Raw genomic sequence first — 19646 nt, forward strand, 5'->3', positions numbered from 1 at the left:
GAGGAGCCGGTGGCCGCCCTGGACATCTCCGTGCTGCCCGAGGCGATGCGCCGACGGCTGCTCGTCGACGACAACCGGCGCCCGCGCTCGTACGCGGACGACCGCGCTCTGCACGAGCGGTTCGAGGCGGCCGCCGCCGCGACGCCCGACGCCGTCGCGCTCTCCCACGGCGCCCAGAGCCTGACCTACCGCGAGCTGAACGCCCGCGCCAACCGGCTCGCCCGCCATCTGCGCGAGCTCGGCGTCGGCCCGGACGTCCTGGTCGCGCTCTGCCTGCCGCGCAGCGAGCACATCGTGATCGGCCTGCTCGCGGTCCTCAAGGCGGGCGGCGCCTATGTGCCGCTCGACCCGGCATCGCCGGTGGACCGGCTCGGCCATCTGCTCACCGACAGCGCGCCGCGCGCCCTGCTGGTCGACGGCCCGCTGCCAAAGGGCCTGCGCGCCCCCGAGGTGCCGGTGGTGGACGTACGGGCCGACGCGGCGCTCTGGGCCGACCGCCCGGACACCGATCTGCCCGCCGCCACCACGGGTGTGACGCCCTCGCACCTGGCGTACGTGATCTACACCTCGGGATCGACCGGTACGCCCAAGGGCGTGATGGTCGAACACCGCAACGCCACCCGGCTGTTCACGGCCACCGAGCCGTGGTTCGGCTTCGGCCGTGACGACGTGTGGACGCTGTTCCACTCGTTCGCCTTCGACTTCTCCGTGTGGGAGATCTGGGGCGCGTTGCTGCACGGTGGCCGACTGGTGATCGTGCCGCAGGCCACCACCCGCAGTCCGAAGGACTTCTACGCCCTGCTGTGCGCCGAGGGGGTGACCGTCCTCAACCAGACGCCCAGCGCCTTCCGGCAGCTGATCGCGGCGCAGGGCGACAGCCCGGCCGCGCACCGGCTGCGCACGGTCGTCTTCGGCGGCGAGGCGCTGGACGTGGCCGCCCTCAAGCCGTGGCTGCGCCGCGAGGCGAACCGGGGCACCCGGCTGGTCAACATGTACGGGATCACCGAGACCACCGTGCACGTCACCTACCGGCCGCTCACCGAGGCCGACGCGGACCTCGCGGTGAGCCCGATCGGCGAGCGGATCCCCGACCTGCGCACCTACGTCCTGGACCGGCACGGACGGCCCGCCCCCGTCGGCGCGGTCGGCGAGCTGTACGTCGGCGGCGACGGGGTGGCCCGCGGCTACCTCAACCGCCCCGAGCTGACCGCCGAGCGCTTCCTCGACGACCCGTTCTGCCCCGAGCCGGGCGCCAGGATGTACCGCACCGGCGACCTGGCCCGGGCGCTGCCCGACGGCACCCTGGAGTACCTGGGCCGCAACGACGACCAGGTCAAGGTGCGCGGCTTCCGCATCGAGCTCGGTGAGATCGAGGCGAAGCTGCTGGCCCACCCCGGTGTCGAGGACGCGCGCGTGGTCGTGCGCGAGTACGGCGAGCACGACCGGCGCCTGGTGTCCTACGTCGTGCCCTCGGCCGAGCGCGCGCACGCGGTGCGCGAGCTGCTGCGCATCGAGCGCACCGAACCCGAGGCCCTGGAGCGGACGTACGAACTGCCCAACGGCATGACGGTCTTCCAGCAGAACCGCAGCGAGACGGACTTCGTCTACGAGGAGATCTTCACCAACCTCGAATACCTGCGCAACGGCATCACCATCCGCGACGGCGACACCATCGTCGACGTCGGTGCCAACATCGGGATGTTCACCCTGTTCGCGGGGACGCGCTGCCCCGGCGCGCGGATCCTCGCCTTCGAGCCGATCCCGCCGGTCTTCGACTCGCTGCGCCGCAACGTGGAGCTGCACGGGCTGAACGCCCAGGTGTTCGCGTGCGGTCTGGCGGCCGAGGCGAAGGAGGAGACGTTCACCTTCTACCGCCACAACACCGTCATCTCCAGCAGCGTCACCACCGCCGAGCAGGCGCACGAGATGGTCCGCTCCTATCTGCGCAACCAGGAGGAGCTGACCGAGGACGGCACGGTCGCCGGTGACGAGCTGGTGGCCGAGCTGGTCGACGCGCGCCTGGACAGCGAGCGGTTCACCTGCCGGCTGCGCACCTTCTCGGAGATCGTCGCCGAGCAGGGCCTGGACCGGGTCGACCTGCTGAAGATCGACGTCGAGAACGCCGAGTACGAGGTGCTCAAGGGCATCCACTGGCGCGACTGGCCCAAGATCCGCCAGCTGGTGGTGGAACTCCACGACGTGGACGGCCAGTTGGAGAAGGTGGAGACGCTGCTGCGGGCGCTCGGCTACCGGGTGGTCAGCGAGCAGGACAACCGGCTGCTCCAGGGCACCCCGCTCTACAACGTGTACGCGATTCGCGAGGAGGGCGCCCGCGCGCCCGACTCCGGCGAGCAGGAGGCAGCGCCGCGCTGGTCGGCACGCACCCCTTTGCTCGACGACGTCCGCGCCGCCCTGGCCGAGGCCCTGCCGGAGTACATGGTCCCGGCCGCCCAGGTCCTGCTCGAAGCGCTGCCGCTCACCCAGAACGGCAAGCTCGACCACCGGGCGCTGCCCGACCCCGAGAGCACCCGTGGCCGGGGCGAGCGCCTGGTCGCACCCCGCACCGAGACCGAGCGCGCGGTCGCGGCCGTCTGGGCCGAGCTGCTGCACACCGACATGGAGCAACTGGGCGTGGACAGCAACTTCTTCGCCCTCGGCGGCAACTCGCTGCTCGTGACCCGGTTGGTGAACCGCCTCAAGCAGCAGAGCGGGGCGGACCTGCCCATCCAGGTCGTCTTCGACGCCCCGACGCTCGCCGGCATGGCCGCTGAGCTGGAACGACATGCGCCGACGGGCGGGGACGAGGGCCTGCTCGACGTGGATAGGATCCGCGAGAGCCTCGGTCTGATCGAGAGCATGAGCGACGAAGAGCTGGACGCTCTGGAAAGCCAGAACCAGGAAACCCGGGGCCGACGATGACCACTGTGAACGACGACAGCGCCGACCTGATCAAGAAGATCAGGTCGCTGCCCGCCAAGCGGCAGCGCGCCCTGATCGCGCTGCTGCGCAAGCAGGGCGTGGACCTCTCCGCGCTCGACACCATCCCCCGGCACCCCCGGTCCGAGGCCGAGCCGGTGCGGCTCTCCTTCGCCCAGCAGCGGCTGTGGTTCCTGGCCCAGCTGGACGGGACCAGCGCGTACTACAACATTCCGATGGCGCTGCGGCTCAGCGGCCCCCTCGACCGCCCCGCGCTCCAGCGGGCGCTGGCCGAGATCGTCCGCCGCCACGAGGTGCTGCGTACCCGTTTCGTGGAGCGCGACGGCGTCCCGTACCAGGAGATCGGCGACGGTGGCGACTTCGCCGTGGCCTACGAGGAGCTCGCCGAACCGGCCGAGCTGGCCGGCGTGTGCGAGCGCGAGGCGGTCGCCCCCTTCGACCTGGCGCGCGAGTCCCTGATCCGGGTCCGCCTGCTGCGCGAGTCCGAGCGGGCGCACGTGCTGCTGGTCACCATGCACCACAGTGTGTCCGACGGCTGGTCGCTCGGCGTCTTCTTCCGCGACCTGGTCGCGCTGTACGAGGCGTACTGCGCGGGCGCCGAGTCGCCGCTCGACGAGCTGTCGATCCAGTACGCGGACTACGCGCAGTGGCAGCGCCAGTGGCTGGTCGACGAGGTGCAGGAGCGCCAGGTCGGCTACTGGAAGGAGCGCCTCGCCGGGGTCGACGCCCGCCTCACCCTCCCCGCCGACCTGCCGCGCCCCGAGATCAAGACCTACCAGGGCAGGCACGAGCGGTTCAGCTGCCCGCCCGAGCTGCTGCGGCGGCTGCGCGAGGTGAGCGAGCGGCACGACGTCACGCTCTACATGACGCTGCTCGCGGTGTACGCGCTGGCCCTGCACCAGTACACCGGGCAGAGCGACATCGCGGTGGGCACCCCGGTGGCGGGCCGCAACCGGCTGGAGGCCGAGGGCCTGATCGGGTTCTTCGCCAACACCCTGGTGATGCGCACCGACCTGTCCGGCGACCCGTCCTTCCCCGAGCTGCTCGCCCGGGTCAAGGAGGGCGCGCTGCGGGCCTACGACCACCAGGACGTGCCGTTCGAGGCGGTCGTGGACGCGCTGAACCTGGAGCGCAGCCTCAGCCACTCGCCGGTCTTCCAGACCATGTTCGTGCTCCAGGAGGCGCAGTCCGAGCGCGAGGTGCGGCTCGGCGCGCTCGACGTGTCGCTGATCGAGTTCGACTTCGACATCACCAAGTTCGACCTGACCCTGGACCTGCGCGAGACGCCGGACGGCCTGGTCGGCGCGGTCGAGTACACCACCGCTCTGTACGAGAGCGCGACCGTGCGGCGTTTCATCGCCCACTACACCCGGCTGCTCGTGGCCGTCGCCGACGAGCCCGGCGCACGGATATCCCGGCTCTCCGCGCTCGACGAGGCCGAGCGCCACCAGGTGGTCACCGGGTGGAACGACACCCGGCATCCCTTCTCCGACGAGAGCTGTCTGCACCAGCTGTTCGAGGCGGCGGTCGCGCGTCACCCCGAGCGCACCGCCGTCGTCTTCGGCGCGGACGAGCTCAGCTACGCCGAGCTCAACGCCCGCGCCAACCGCGTCGCGCACGCCCTGCGGCGCCACGGCGTCGGCCCGGACACCGTGGTCGGCCTGCGCATGGAGCGCTCGGCGGAGATGGTGGCCGCGATCCTCGGCATCCAGAAGGCCGGCGGCGCCTATCTGCCCATCGAGCCGACCCACCCCGCCGAGCGCACCGCGTACGTGGTCGAGAGCTCCGGCGTCGAGGTCGTCCTCACCCAGCCGCACCTGGACACCGAGGCGGTGTCCGGGGTGAAGTACCTGCTCACCGTCGACGCCGAAGGACGGGTCGGGTACGCGGGCGAGGAGCTTACCGGCCTGGGCGAGGACAACCTCGACGCATCCGAACTCGGCCTCAACGCGGGCCACTTGGCGTACGTCATCTACACCTCCGGCTCCACCGGCCGCCCCAAGGGCGTGATGATCGAGCACCGCGCGGCGGTGAACCGCATCGAGTGGATGCAGCACACCTACGAGCTGGGCGAGGACGACGTCGTCCTGCAGAAGACGCCGTTCAGCTTCGACGTCTCGGTGTGGGAGTTCTTCTGGCCGCTGATGGCGGGCGCACGGCTGGTCGTCGCCGAGCCCGAGGGCCACAAGGACCCCGCCTACCTCGTCTCCCTCATCCGCCGCACCGGCGTCACCACCCTGCACTTCGTGCCCTCGATGTTGCGCTCGGTCGTGGAGGAGGCGGGCTGGGCCGACTGCGCCTCGGTGCGCCAGGTGTTCTGCAGCGGCGAGGCCCTGCCCGGCGACCTGTGCGCCCGGCACTACGCCCTGCACCCCGCTCCGCTGCACAATCTGTACGGCCCCACCGAGGCGGCCGTCGACGTCAGCCACTGGACCTGCCCGGCCGACCGGCCGCTGCGCACGGTCCCCATCGGCAGCCCCATCCACAACATCCAACTGCACGTCCTCAACGAGGCGTTGGAGCCTCAGGGCGTCGGGTGCGTGGGCCAGCTGTACATCGCCGGGGCCGGGCTCGCGCGCGGTTACCTCAACAATCCGGACCTGACCCGCGAGCGGTTCGTGCCCAACCCGTTCGACGACGCCCCGGGCGCCCGGATGTACCAGACGGGCGACCTGGTGCGGCGGCTCGCCGACGGCACCCTGGAGTTCCTCGGGCGCATCGACGACCAGGTCAAGCTGCGCGGCCACCGCATCGAGCTCGGCGAGATCGAGCACCGCCTCGCCCAGCACCCCGGCGTGCGCGCCTGTGTCGTGGTCGTCCGCGAGGACAAGACCGACAGCCCGCAGCTGGTGGCGTACACGGTCGTGGAGGGCGAACCGGCTGACCATCGGGCCGAGTTCGCCGCGCACCTGGAGCGCGCCCTGCCCGACTACATGGTGCCCAGCGCCTTCGTGGCCTTGGACGAGCTGCCCGTGACCGCCAACGGCAAGCTCGACCGCAAGGCCCTGCCCGCCCCCGGCATCGACGCCTACGCGCAGCGGGCCTACGTCGCCCCGCGCCCCGGCACCGAGCAACTGCTCGCGGACGTCTGGGCCGAGCTGCTCGGCTTCGACGGGGAGAAGATCAGCGCCGAGGACAACTTCTTCGCGCTGGGCGGCCATTCGCTGCTCATCACGGTCCTGATCGCCCGCCTCAAGGAGCACGGCCTCGCCGTCACCGTACGGGCGGTGTTCAACGCCCCGACGCTGGCCCTGCTCGCGGCCGAGATCGACGGCGCCGAGGCGCCCGTCGACTTCACCGTCCCGCCCAACCTCATACCGGAGGCCTGCGAGCGGATCACCCCCGCGATGCTGCCGCTGGTGGACCTCACCCAGGCGCAGCTCGACGCGGTGGTGGCGACCGTGCCCGGCGGGGCGCCCAACGTGCAGGACGTCTACCCGCTGGTGCCCTCGCAGGAGGGCATCCTCTTCCATCACCTGATGGATCCCGACAGCGACCCCTACGTCATCCCGATCCTGCTGGCCGCCGAGGACGCGGCCGCCGGCGACGCGTTCGCCGCGGCGCTCCAGTCGCTGATCGACCGGCACGACGTGATGCGCACCGCCGTGCTGACGGCCGGGCTGCCCGAACCCGTCCAGGTCGTCCACCGCAGCGCCCAGCTGCCCGTCGAGCACGTCACACTGGATGCGGACCGCGACGCCGAGGAGCAGGCGCGCGCCCTGCTGGAGCAGCCCGGGCGGATGACGCTCGGCCGGGCCCCGCTGCTGAAGCTGGCGATCGCCCAGGACCCGCACTCCGCACGGCGGTTCCTGCTGCTGAGCGCACACCACCTCATCGAGGACGCGACCTCGCTGCGCCTCATCCTCGACGAGCTCGTCACCCACATGTCCGGGCGGGTCGACCGCCTCGCGCCGCCCGCGCCCTACCGCGACTTCGTCGCCCACACCTTGCACCGGCTGGCCTCGGACGACACCGAGGCGTTCTTCCGGGACCGGCTCGGCGACGTCACCGAGTCGACCGCGCCCTTCGGCCTGACCGATGTGCGCGGCGACGGGCGCGGGGTGCGCGATCTGCGCCGCTCGCTGGCGCCGGGTCTGACCCGCGACCTGCGCGCGGAGGCCCAGCGGCTGCGCACCAGCCCGGCGGCCCTGTGCCACGCGGCCTGGTCCGTGGTGGTGGCGGCGTGCAGCGGCCGCGACGACGTGGTGTTCGGCACCGTCCTGTCGGGCCGCCTCCAGGGCGTGCCCGGCGTGGAGCGGATGCTGGGCAACTTCATCAACACCCTGCCGCTGCGGGTGCGCCTGGCCGGGCGCACCGTGGGCGAGCTGGTCGCCGAGGTCGACTCGGCGCTCAAGGAGCTGATCACGTACGAGCAGAGCTCGCTGATCGCGGCCCAGCGGTGCAGCGGCGTGGAGGGCGACGTCCCGCTCTTCAGCTCGATGATCAACTTCCGGCACTTCGAGCCCGGCCGCGACGACGAAGGCCCCACCGGCACCGACGCCCAGGGCGTGCGCTGGCTCGGCTCTGTCGACCGCACCAACTATCCCGTCGGCCTGTCCATCGACGACATCGGCACCGAGCTCTCCCTCAACGCCCAGGTCGACGCCTCGCTGTCGCCCGACGCGCTGATCGGCTACCTCGAAGCGGCGCTGACCGGCATCGTCGCCGCGCTGGCCACCGACGGCGGCGCGAGCACCGAGGCACTCGCCGTCGACATCCTGCCCGCGCCCGAGCGCCGCCGGCTGCTCACCGACTGGAACGCCACCGCGCACCCGTATCCGCAGGACAGCTGTCTGTTCGAGCTGTTCGAGGAGCAGGTGGAGCGGCGGCCCGACGCCGTCGCCGTCGAGCACGGCGCCACCGTGCTCACCTACGCCGAGCTCAACGCCCGCGCCAACCGCGTCGCCCACGAGCTGCGCGAGCGGGGCGTCGGCCCGGACACCCTGGTGGGGCTGTGCGCCGAGCGCTCGCCCGAGCTCGTCGCCGGTCTGCTGGGCATCCTGAAGGCGGGCGGCGCCTATGTGCCGATCGACCCGGGCTACCCCGACGCCCGCATCCGCACCCTCGTCGAGAGCTCCGGCGTCGCCCTGGTTCTCAGCCAGTCGCATCTGCCGGGCGCGGTGCTCGACGGTACCGACGTGCTGCACCTGGACACGGGGGAGCGCGCGGCGGACGGCGCCCAGGTTCTCGCGGACCGCCCCGAGCACAACCTCACCCGCGCCGAACTCGGCCTCACTCCGGACCACCTGGCGTACGTGATCTTCACCTCGGGTTCCACGGGCGTGCCCAAGGGCGTGCTCGTCGAGCAGCGCGGTGTGGTGCGGCTGGTGCGCAACCGGGAGTACTTCCCGACCGACGAGCGGACCGTGGTGCTGCACCACTCGTCCATCTCGTTCGACGTCGGTTCGCAGGAGGTGCTCGGCCCGCTGCTCAACGGCGGCCGGTTGGTGCTGCACGACGGCGACTCCAAGGACGTCGGACAGCTCCTGGACCGCGTCGAGCGCTCCGGGGTCACCATGATGGCGCTGTCGGCCGCCTTCCTGCCCGCGTTCGCCGAGGCCTCCCGCCACCGCACGCTGCCGCTGGCCTATCTGGGTGTGGGCGGCGAGGCGTTCTCCGCCCGCGACGTGCGTACGCTGTACGCGGCGCACCCGGGCCTGACCATCGTCAACGCCTACGGTCCCACCGAGAACAGCATTGCCTCCACCTGCCACGAGATCCCGCGCGACCTGGCCGAGGACACGCCGATCCCGATCGGCCGCCCCATCGGCCAGGCCACCGCCCACGTCACCGGCCCGGAACTGCGCCTGGTGCCCTGCGGCGTGGTCGGCGAGCTGTGCGTGGGCGGCGCGGGCGTGGCGCGCGGCTATCTCGGCAACCCCGAGCTGACCGGCGAGAAGTTCGTCGCCGACCCCTTCTCCGACACCCCGGGCGCGCGGCTGTACCGCACCGGCGACCTGGTGCGCCGGCTGCCCGACGGTGCCCTGGAGTTCGTGGGCCGGATCGACGACCAGGTGAAGGTGCGCGGCTTCCGCGTCGAGCTCGGCGAGATCGAGAGCGCGCTGCACAGCCACCCCTCGGTGCACAGTGCCGTCGTCACCACCCGCGACAGCGGCGACACCAAGAAGCTCGTCGCCTACGTCCGCCCCACGGACGCCTGGCTGGACACGGCCGCCGAGGAGCAGAACGCCGAACACCTGGGCCAGTGGGAGAAGCTCTTCGAGGACCAGTACGCGGCGGCCGACGACGCCACCGCGGACGCCACCGACGCCGAGCTCAACCTGGTGGGCTGGAACAGCAGTTACACCGGCGAGCTCATCCCCGAGCCCGAGATGCGCGAGTGGATCGACGGCACGGTGGCCCGGATCGAGGAGCTGCGGCCCCGGCGGCTCCTGGAGATCGGCTGCGGCACCGGACTGCTCCTGTACCGCTACGCGGGCGCCTGCGAGTCGGTGCACGCCGTCGACATCTCCGCCTCGGCGCTCGCCGGCGTCAAGCGCGGTGCCGAGCGGCGCGGCTGGTCGCACGTCTCCCTGAACCAGGGCGACGCCCTGTCCGTGACGGCTCCGGAAGGCACCACGTTCGACACGGTCGTCCTCAACTCGGTCGTCCAGTACTTCCCCAACCGCGTCTACCTGGAAGAGGCCATCGCCCGGATCCTGCCGCTCGTCGAGGACGGCGGCCGCATCCTGATCGGCGACGTCCGCAACCTCGACCTGTTCTCCGCGCACCTGGGCGCGATGGAGCGCAGCCGTACGCAGGTGCGCGTCCCGGCCGGGGCGCTCGCCGCCCAGGTCCAGCGCCGCCGTCGGCAGGAGGGCGAGCTGCTGGTCAGCCCGACCTTCTTCGCGGGCCTGGGCGAGCGCTTCCCGGAGCTGGGGGCCGTGGACCTGATGGTCAAGCGGGGCCTGGGCGACAACGAGATGCTCAGCTACCGCTACGACGTGGTCCTCACCAAGGGCGCGGCCGCGCCCGCCGAGCCGCTGCCGTGGCTGGAGGCCGACTCGCCGCGGGCGCTGCGCGCGCTGCTCGCGGGCGAGGTGCCCGAGCGCTTCGGCGTCACGGGCCTGACCAACCCGCGCGTCGAGGACGACGTCCTGGTGGCCGAGGGGCTCACGCGCTGGCCCGCCAACCGCCAGGTCGACCCGCTGCCGGGCGGCACCCGCCTGTCCACGGCGGCCACCGAGCGGGTGCGCGAACTGGAGTCGGCCCTGCGCCACGCGGAGGAGAGCGGGTTCCGGGTCGCCGTGACCTGGTCGCAGGACCGCCCCGACGGCCTCGACCTCGTCCTCGGCAAGGGGGAGCTGCCCCGGGTGCGGGCGCGCGGCGCCTACCGCCGCCCGCGGCTCGCCAACGCCCCGCAGGTGGCCCGGATGGGCCAGACCATGACCCGGGTGCTGCGCGAGCACCTGTCGGCCAGGGTGCCCGAGTACATGGTGCCCAGCGTGTTCGTGGCGCTCGAAGAGCTGCCGATCACCACCAACGGCAAGGTCGACAAGAAGGCGCTGCCCGCCCCGGACGAGAGCGACGTCCACAAGGAGGTGTACGTCGCCCCGCGCACCGAGACCGAGCGGACGCTGTGCCGTCTGGTCGAGGACGTCCTGGGCCTTGGCCGGGTCGGTCTGGAGGACGGCTTCTTCGACCTGGGCGGCCACTCGCTGCTCGCCACCCGGCTCACCATCCGGGTCAAGCAGGAGACCGGCAAGGACCTTCCGCTCCAGGTGATCCTGCGCGGCGCCACCGTCCAGGAGATGGCGGCGGCCCTGGAGTCCCCGGCGGACCGGCCGGGGGCACTACCGCTGCCCGCGCCCGGCGAAAGCTCCCTGAGCGCGCCGCTCTCCCTCCAGCAGAGCGAGCTGTGGTTCCTCAACCACCGCGAGCACCTGGGCACGGCGTACGACAACGTGCAGATGGCCTACCGGATCGTCGGCGCCCTGGACCGCGCCGCCTACGCCCGCGCCTTCGAGGTGCTGGTGGCCCGGCACGCGGTGCTGCGCACCAGCTATGTCCTGCGCGACGGGGCCTACGTCCAGCAGGTCAACGACGCGGGCGGCTTCGCCGTCGCCTTCGAGGAGATGGCCGGGGAAGCGGCGGCCGTCGAGTGGCTGCGGGCCGAGCGCGCCCGGCCGTTCGCGCCGCAGGACCACCATATGCTGCGGGTGCACCTGCTGACGCTGTCGCCGCACGAGCACATCGCCGTCGTCACCCGCCCGTGGGGCATCTTCGACGGCTGGTCCACCGGCGTCTTCCTGACCGAGCTGAACACGGTGTACGCGGCGCTGCGCCGGAACGCCGAGCCGGAGCTGCCCGAACTCGCGCTCCAGTACGCCGACTTCACGCACTGGCAGCACCGCGCGGTCGACGCGGCGGAGCTCGCCCGGCAGGAGGCGTACTGGCGCGGTCAGCTGGCCGGGCTGCCCGCCTGCCTCTCGCTGCGCACCGACTACCGCCGCCCCGCCGTCAAGTCCCACCGGGGCTCGACGGTCGCGGTGAACGTCCCGGCCGAGCTGCTCGTACAGCTGCGGCGGTACGGCCAGGAGCGGGGCGTCACGCTCTACATGACGCTCCTGTCGGCGTTCGCGGTGCTGCTCGGCGCGTACAGCGAGGACCGCGAGGCGGCCATCGGCTCGCCGGTGACCAACCGCCCGGACCCGGCCCTTGAAGAGCTGATCGGCTACTTCATCAACGTGCTCGTGCTGCGGCTCGACACGGCCGGGGAGCGGAGCTTCGACGAGCTGCTCGCCCGGGCCAAGCGGGTCACGGCCGAGGCGCATGACCACAAGGACGTGCCGTTCGCGCGGCTCGCCCAGGAGCTGGTCGCCGAGCCCGATCCGGCGCACTCGCCGCTGTTCCAGGCGATGTTCAACCTGATCCCGGCGCCCGCGCCGACCCCGCCGGGCGAGGCGGTACCCGTACCGGAGTTCGCCACGCTGCCGGTCTCCTCGGACGCCGGGGTGGCGAAGTTCGACCTCAACCTGGTGGTACGGGAGACCGCGGCGGGCCTGGACGGCTATCTGGAGTACAGCACGGACCTGTTCGCCCGGCGGACGGCCGAGCGGATGGCCGCGCTGTACGAGCGGCTGCTGCTGAAGATCGTCGCGAACCCCGGGGCGGACCTGGCCGGGCTACGGGCGGCCGCGGCCGACGCGGAGCTGTGACCTGCCGTCCCTCCTGCCCCCTCCCCACCGATCCCTGTTCCGTGTTCCCTCTGTTTTCCCTGTTTCCCCTAGTGATGGTGTGACTATGAAGAGCGAAGAAATCCTCCCCCTGATCCACGAGGCGATCGTCGAGGTCCTGCCGGAGCTCGACGGGCACGACTTCCAGGAGACCGACTCGCTGGACGCGCTCGGCGCCAACTCGATGGACCGCGCCGAGATCGTGATGATCGTCCTTGAGGCGATGAACCTGGAGATTCCGCTGGTCGACACGTTCGGCCCGCAGAACCTGGGTGAGCTCGCCCGGCACCTCGCCGACAAGACCGCGGTGGCCCGCTAACGTGCCCGAGATCGCCGTGACCGGGCTGGGGGTCACCACGGCCGTCGGCCAGGGCAAGACCGCCTTCGCTGATGCGCTGTTCGCCGGGGCGCAACGGTTCGCCGTCATGCGGCGGCCCGGTCGCCAGGCCGGCACCCGGTTCGTCGGCGCGGAGATCCCCGCCTTCGCGCCGACGAACCGGCTGGCCGCGCGCGAGCTGCGGACCGTCTCGCTCACCGGCCAGGTCCTGCTGGCCACCCTGGAGGAGGCCTGGACCGAGGCGCGCCTGGACGAGGTCCCCGCCGAGCGCATCGGCCTGGTCGTCGGCGGCAGCAACCTCCAGCAGCGCGAGCTCACCCTCGCCCAGGACCGCCACCGCGCGAAACCCCGCTTTCTGCGGCCCAGTTACGGGATGTCGTTCCTGGACACCGATCTGTGCGGGCTCGCCACGGCGGCGTTCGGCATCCGCGGCTTCGCCCACACCGTGGGCGGGGCCTCGGCCAGCGGCCAGCTGGCCGTCATCGAGGCGGCCGAGGCGGTGGCGTCCGGCCGGGTCGACGCGTGCGTGGCGGTGGGTGCCCTGATGGACCTCTCGTACTGGGAGTACCTGGGCCTCAACGCCATGGGCGCGATGGCGCCGGAGTCCTGCGCGGACGCGCCGGAGCTGGCCTGCCGTCCGTTCGACGCGGGCCGGGGCGGCTTCGTCTTCGGCGAGGCGTGCGGCGCGCTGGTCGTCGAGCGGGTCGGCGCCCGCCCGGCGCCCGCCGAGCCGTACGCGGCGCTGACCGGCTGGTCGGTCCAGCTGGACGGCAACCGCAACCCGAACCCGTCCCTGGAGGGCGAGGTACGGGCGATCGGGCAGGCCCTGGAGCGGGCCCGGCTGACGGCGGCCGACATCGACTACGTCAACCCGCACGGCACGGCCTCGCCGGTCGGCGACCGCACCGAGGCCGACGCGCTGCTGGCCGCCGGGCTCACCCGGGCCCGGGTCAACGCCACAAAGTCGATCACCGGGCACGGGCTCACCGCGGCCGGGGCGGTGGAGGCGGTCGCCGCGCTGCTCCAGATGCGGCACGGCAGGCTGCACCCCACCCGCAATCTGGTGGAGCCCATTGACGACCGGCTGCGCTGGGTGCGCGGTGAGGCGGTCGAGGCCGAGGTCGGCCACTGTCTGAGCCTGAGCATGGGCTTCGGCGGCATCAACACGGCACTTTGCATGAGCAAGTGCGAATCACGGAGAGCGTAAGGTCATGTCCCGCGTCGGTATCGAAGCGATGAACGTGTTTGGCGGCTCGGCAGTGCTGGACGTCAAGGCACTGGCGCAGCACCGGGGGCTCGACCTCCCGCGCCTGGAGAACCTCCTGATGAGGGAGAAGACCGTGGCGCTGCCCTTCGAGGACCCGGTGACCTTCGGCGCCAACGCCGCCCGGCCGCTCCTCGACCGGCTGAGCGCCGAGGAGAAGGACAGCATCGAGCTGCTGATCACCTGCACCGAGTCGGGCATCGACTTCTCCAAGTCGACCAGCACCTACCTCCACGACCAGCTGGGTCTGAGCCGCAACTGCCGGATGTTCGAGCTCAAGCAGGCTTGCTACGCGGGCACCGCCGGGTTCCAGATGGCCTGCAACTTCATCCTGTCGCAGACCTCGCCGGGCGCGAAGGCGCTGGTCATCGCCACCGACATCTCGCGCTACCTGCTGGAGGACGGCGACGAGGCGGCCGCCCAGGAGTGGGCGTACGCCGAGCCCAGCGGCGGCGCCGGCGCGGTCGCCATGCTGATCAGTGACACCCCGCACGTCTTCCAGCTCGACGTGGGCGCCAGCGGCTACTACGGCTACGAGGTCATGGACACCTGCCGTCCGGCCCCCGACAGCGAGTCCGGCGACGTCGACCTGTCCCTGATGTCGTACCTGGACTGCTGCGAGCAGTCCTACCGGGCGTACGAGAAGAAGGTGGCGGGCGCCGACTACCGCGACTCCTTCCAGTACCTCGCCTTCCACACGCCCTTCGGCGGCATGGTCAAGGGCGCCCACCGCACGATGATGCGCAAGGTCGCCAAGGCGAAGGGCGCCGAGATCGCCGAGGACTTCGAGCGCCGGGTGATGCCGGGCCTGGAGTACTGCGGCCGGGTCGGCAACATCATGGGCGCGACGGTCTTCCTGTCGCTGGCGAGCACCGTCTGCAACGGCGGATTCGACGCGCCCCGGCGCCTGGGCTGCTTCTCCTACGGGTCGGGCTGCTGCTCCGAGTTCTACAGCGGCGTGGTCACCCCGGACGGGGCCGCCCGGCTGAGGGAGATGGCCATCGAGGCGCATCTGGACGGCCGCTACCGGCTCTCCCTGGACGAGTACGACCGGCTGCTGAGCGACCGCGACTTCATCCGCTTCGGCACCCGCGACACGGCCGTCAACCAGGACCTCGTCGTCGTGACCGGCAACGGCGGCGGGCCCCGGCTCGTCCTGCGGGAGATCAAGGACTACCACCGGGAGTACGCATGGGTGGGCTGACGCACGGAACGGCCCCCACCACGCTGCGGCTGCGCGAGCAGGGCACCACCTGGTACGTGCGGATCCACCGGCCCGAGGCGGACAACGCGCTCAACGAGACCCTGGTGCGCGAGCTCACCGAGGTCCTGGCCCGAGCCTCGCGCTCGTCCGCCACCGTGGTGGTGCTCGAGGGGTTGCCCGAAGTGTTCTGCTTCGGCGCCGACTTCGGGGCGATCGGTGCGGCGGTCCGGGAGGGCGGGCGCACGGCGGCCGACCCCGAGCCGCTGTTCGACCTGTTCCGTCTCCTGGCGTACGGCGACTTCCTCTCGGTCGCGCACGTGCGCGGCAAGGCGAACGCGGGCGGGGTCGGGCTGGTGGCCGCCAGCGATGTGGTGATCGCCGACGAGAGCGCCACCTTCAGCCTCTCCGAGCTCCTCTTCGGTCTCATACCGGCCGTGGTGCTCCCGTTCCTGATCCGCCGCACCGGCTTCCAGCACGCCCACTACCTCGCCGCCACGACCCGCACCGCCGACGCGGCGCGGGCCTGCGAGTGGGGGCTCGTCGACGCGTACGGGCCGGACAGCGAGGCGCTGCTGCGCACCCACCTCCAGCGGCTCGGACGGCTGTCGAAGAAGGCGGTCACCCGGTACAAGGCGTATCTGCGCGAGCTGTCGCCGGTGCCCGAGCACGCCAGGAGCGCGGCGCTGGCCACCAACCGCCTGGTCTTCGAGGACCCGGAGAACGTCCGGGCCATCCAGCGGTACGCGCAGGAGGGCGTGTTCCCGTGGGAGGCGGCCCCCGCCGAGCCCCTGGACACCACACCCAAGCCCGTCGAAACCCCCCGACCCACCGAGGCCCCCATGCAATTCACCGTGCCGCCCGAGGCGCTCGGCAACGCGCGGTTCCGCGAGGTGCACGGTGTCCGGTACGCCTATGCGGCGGGCGCGATGTACAAGGGCATCGCCTCGGTCGAGCTGGTAACCGCGATGGGCCGGGCCGGTCTGCTCTCCTTCTTCGGCACCGGCGGCCTCGGCCTGGACACGATCGACGACGCCCTGACCCGGATCCGCCGGGAGCTCCACCAGGGCCAGCCGTTCGGCGTGAACCTGCTGAGCAACCCGCAGGAGCCGGACCTGGAGATGCGTACCGTGGAGCTGTATCTGCGCCACGGCGTGCGCACGGTCGAGGCGTCCGCCTACGTCCGCCCCACGCTGCCCCTGGTGCGCTACCGCCTGGCCGGACTCTCGCGCGACACCGCCGGGAACGTGGTCCAGGACCACCACATCGTCGCCAAGGTCTCCCGCACCGAGGTGGCCGAGCGGTTCCTGCGGCCCGCGCCGCCCGAACTCGTACGGGAGTTGGTCGAGCGCGACCTGGTCACCGCCGAACAGGCCGAGCTGGGCGCGCGGCTGCCGCTCGCCCAGGACCTGTGCGTCGAGGCCGACTCGGCGGGCCACACCGACGGCGGCAACGCCTACGTGCTGATGCCCGCGATGCGCGCGCTGCGCGACCGTATCGGCGAGGAGCAGGGGTACCCGGAGCCGGTGCGCCTGGGTGCGGCCGGCGGCATCGGCACCCCGGAGGCGGCGCTCGCCGCCTACACCCTGGGCGCCGACTTCGTCGTGACCGGCTCCATCAACCAGTGCACGGTCGAGGCGGGCACCAGCGACGCCGTCAAGGACATCCTCCAGGAACTCGGCGTCCACGACACCGACTACGCGCCCGCCGGGGACATGTTCGAGGTCGGCGCGAAGGTCCAGGCGGTGCGCAAGGGGCTGTTCTTCCCGGCGCGCGCCCAGAAGCTGTACGAGCTGTATCTGCGCCACGACTCGCTCGACGACCTGGACGCGCGCACGCGCACCACCCTGGAGGAAAGGTTCTTCCGGCGCTCCATCGACGAGGTCTGGGCGGAGACCCGGGCCCATGTCGCCCGGCGCTTCCCGGAACGGCTCGCGGAGATCGAGCGCAGCCCCAAGCAGAAGATGGCTCTTGTCTTCCGCTGGTACTTCGTCCACTCCACCCGCCTGGCCATGGCGGGCAGCACCGAGCAGCGCGTCGACTACCAGATCCACTGCGGCCCGGCCATGGGCGCGTTCAACGCCTGGGTGCGGGACACCCCGCTGGAGAAGTGGCGCGAGCGCCGGGTGGCCGCCGTCGCGGAGCACCTGCTGCGGGAAACAGCGGCCCTGCTGGGCCAACGGCTCGGAACGTACGGGAGTTACTCATGAAATCGGTCTACGTCTTCCCCGGCCAGGGCTCGCAGCACAAGGGCATGGGCGAGGGGCTCTTCGAGAAGTTCCCGGAGCTGGTGGCCCAGGCCGACGCGTGCCTGGGCTACTCCATCGAGGACCTCTGCCTGCGCGACCCGGACAAGGTGCTGGCCAGGACCGAGTACACCCAGCCCGCCCTCTATGTGGTCAACGCCCTCACCTATCTGGACCGTACAGCGGGCGGCGAGCTGCCCGACGTGGTGGCCGGGCACAGCCTGGGGGAGTACTGCGCGCTGTTCGCGGCCGGAGCCTTCGACTTCCTCACCGGGCTCCAACTGGTGCGCAAGCGCGGCGAGCTGATGAGCCGGGCACCCAAGGGCGCGATGGCGGCGGTCGTCCGCCTGGACCAGCGGCGGGTCGACGAGATCCTCCAGGGCCTGCCGTTCCGCAACCTCGACATCGCCAACATCAACTCGCGTCAGCAGTGCATCGTCTCCGGCGAGTACGACGAGGTCTTCGCCCCCGAGCTGCGCACCGCCTTCACGGACGCGGGCGCGGCCTTCATCCCGCTGAACGTGAGCGCGGCCTTCCACTCGCGCTGCATGAAGGAGGTGGAGGAGGAGTTCGCCCGCTACCTCGCCAGGTTCGAGCTGCGGGAGCTGACGATCCCGGTCGTCGCGAACTACACGGCCCGCTACTACCCGAAGCAGGGGTACGCCGAGTATCTGACGCGCCAGATATCCAGCCCTGTGAAGTGGTACGAGTCCATCTCCTGGCTGATCGGCCAGGGGTACCGCACCTTCCACGAGATCGGCCCCGGCCGGGTCCTGGCCAAACTCGCCGACCAGATCCTCAAGGACCCGCTGCCGCTGCCTGAGGAACCCCCGGCGCCGGCGGTCAGCGCCCGGCCGCGCACCGAGCTGGTGTTCATGTACGGCGGCCAGGGCACCCAGTACCAGCAGATGGGTCGCGAGCTCTACGACACCCACCCGGTATTCCGCCGCGCCCTGGACCGGTGCAGCGCGGCCCACCGGGCGGCGGGTGGCGCCTCCCTGGTGGACGCGGTCTACGACGACGCGCGCAAGGGCAAGGAGTACGACTCCGTCCTCACCACGCACGCGGCGCTCTACAGCATCGGCTACAGCCTCACCGAGACACTCCGGGAGGAGGGGGTGCGGCCCGACGCGGTCCTCGGCCACAGCCTGGGGGAGTACATCGCGGCCACCGTCGCCGGTTCCATGGACTTCGAGGACGGGCTGCGGCTGGTGATGCGCCAGGCCCGGCTGCTCGCGCAGCATGACGACGGCGGCATGCTGAGCGTCCTGGCCGCGCCCTCGCTCTTCGCGGACCGGCCCGACCTGTTCGGCGCGGTGACCCTCGCCGGGGTCAACTACGACGGCAACTTCCTGGTGAGCGGCGCGGCGGACCGGCTCGCCGAGCTGCGCGCCGGACTCGACCGGGAGGGCGTGATCGCGGTGCGCCTCCCGGTCCGCCAGGCCTTCCACTCCCCGCACCTGGACACCATCCGCCCGGACGTCATGGACGCGGCCCGGGCGGTCCCGCTGCGCTCCGCACGCCTGCCGCTGTACTCCGCCACGCACGCGGCGACCGTGGACCCGGGCGCGCCGGAGCACCGGGAGCGCTACCTGTGGGACGTGGTCCGCGAGCGCATCCGGTTCGACGAGCTGATGGCGTCGGCGTTCCCGGAGCCCGAGCGCCACTTCTTCGTCGACCTGAGCGCCAGCGGCTCGTTCGCCAACTTCCTCAAGCACGGCTACGGCCCGTCCCACCGGGGAGCGCCCGCGATCAACCAGTTCGGCAACAACACGGCTTCCCTGCGCAGGCTCCTCGAGGCCCTGCCCCAGGAGTGAGCCGGCGTGTGCGGGTGCAGGGGTGGCCATGCCGAGCGGCGGCGTGGCCACCTGGAGCGTGTCCGGTGGGGTCTCCCTGTTTCCAAGTACATGGGGCTGCTGCCTGAGGTCGAGACAGCTGCTCGAGTGAGGACGGAGGAATCTATGCCCAAGGGCCCGCCGGCTGGGCGACGTGGCTGAGCGACTGCGACAGATCGTTCACCAACGTGGATCAGCTCTGGTACGTGGACCCCGCCCACAGCGCCGACCCCGCCCGGATCGCCAACCTCTTTGGCCGCGCCCTCGAACCCGACCGCGGATGGGGCGGGGCCAACGAGTCTCCGGTTGTGACCAATGACTACGACGGACGACCCAATCAGCGGTGGACCCTGATCTACGGGCCGTGAAACCGGCACCACACCTGCCTGGGGTCGGCCCCCACGAGTCCTCATGGGCTGTTGAGCGGACCATCAGCGAAGCCAGAGCCGGATCGCCGCGAGGGTGACCGTGCCGTGAAAAACGTACGCTCTCTTGTCGTACCTGGTTGCCACGGACCGGAAGCCCTTGAGCGCGTTGACGGTCCGCTCTACTTCGTTTCTCGGGGAATAGCGTGCCCGGTCGAAACTGGTGGGGCGACCGCCGCGGCTGCCGAGCCCAGGCGGTGTCACACAGATCGCCCCGTCCCACAA

The 19646-nt window shown here is 71.7% G+C and carries 6 protein-coding genes and 3 pseudogenes; 8 read left to right on the forward strand and 1 reads right to left on the reverse strand.

The window, feature by feature from the left end; translation table 11 throughout:
- Positions 1-120 precede the first annotated feature (120 nt).
- The 8 genes and pseudogenes from IE252_RS44560 to fabD all read left to right on the forward strand — a co-directional run.
- Positions 121-1464: pseudogene (locus IE252_RS44560) on the forward strand (amino acid adenylation domain-containing protein); the annotation flags it as partial.
- 216 nt (positions 1465-1680) lie between these two features.
- A pseudogene (locus tag IE252_RS44565) lies at positions 1681-2919 on the forward strand (FkbM family methyltransferase); the annotation flags it as partial.
- Positions 2916-12095 carry a non-ribosomal peptide synthetase gene (locus IE252_RS34715; protein WP_190093450.1) on the forward strand — a complete coding sequence of 3060 codons (9180 nt, stop codon included), beginning with the start codon at positions 2916-2918 and terminating at the stop codon, positions 12093-12095. The pseudogene IE252_RS44565 and the gene IE252_RS34715, both read left to right, overlap by 4 nt.
- Positions 12096-12180: 85 nt before the next feature.
- Positions 12181-12432: an acyl carrier protein gene (locus IE252_RS34720; protein WP_190093451.1), complete on the forward strand. Its 252-nt coding sequence runs from the start codon at positions 12181-12183 to the stop codon at positions 12430-12432.
- Between the two features lies 1 nt (position 12433).
- Positions 12434-13657 carry a beta-ketoacyl synthase N-terminal-like domain-containing protein gene (locus IE252_RS34725; RefSeq protein WP_229848983.1) on the forward strand — a complete coding sequence of 408 codons (1224 nt, stop codon included), beginning with the start codon at positions 12434-12436 and terminating at the stop codon, positions 13655-13657.
- A gap of 4 nt (positions 13658-13661) precedes the next feature.
- Complete coding sequence (locus tag IE252_RS34730) at positions 13662-14918, forward strand: hydroxymethylglutaryl-CoA synthase family protein (RefSeq protein ID WP_190093452.1); 1257 nt, start codon at positions 13662-13664, stop codon at positions 14916-14918.
- Positions 14906-17125: an enoyl-CoA hydratase/isomerase gene (locus IE252_RS34735; protein ID WP_190093453.1), complete on the forward strand. Its 2220-nt coding sequence runs from the start codon at positions 14906-14908 to the stop codon at positions 17123-17125. The genes IE252_RS34730 and IE252_RS34735 overlap by 13 nt, the downstream gene beginning before the upstream one ends.
- Positions 17122-18978 carry an ACP S-malonyltransferase gene (gene fabD, locus IE252_RS34740; RefSeq protein WP_190093454.1) on the forward strand — a complete coding sequence of 619 codons (1857 nt, stop codon included), beginning with the start codon at positions 17122-17124 and terminating at the stop codon, positions 18976-18978. Before IE252_RS34735 ends, fabD begins: the two co-directional genes overlap by 4 nt.
- Before the next feature lie 449 nt (positions 18979-19427).
- Here fabD and IE252_RS34745 read toward each other — a convergent pair.
- Positions 19428-19607: pseudogene (locus IE252_RS34745) on the reverse strand (IS5/IS1182 family transposase); the annotation flags it as partial.
- Positions 19608-19646: the final 39 nt, after the last annotated feature.

Source organism: Streptomyces melanogenes (genome assembly GCF_014649795.1).
Lineage (GTDB): Bacteria > Actinomycetota > Actinomycetes > Streptomycetales > Streptomycetaceae > Streptomyces > Streptomyces noboritoensis.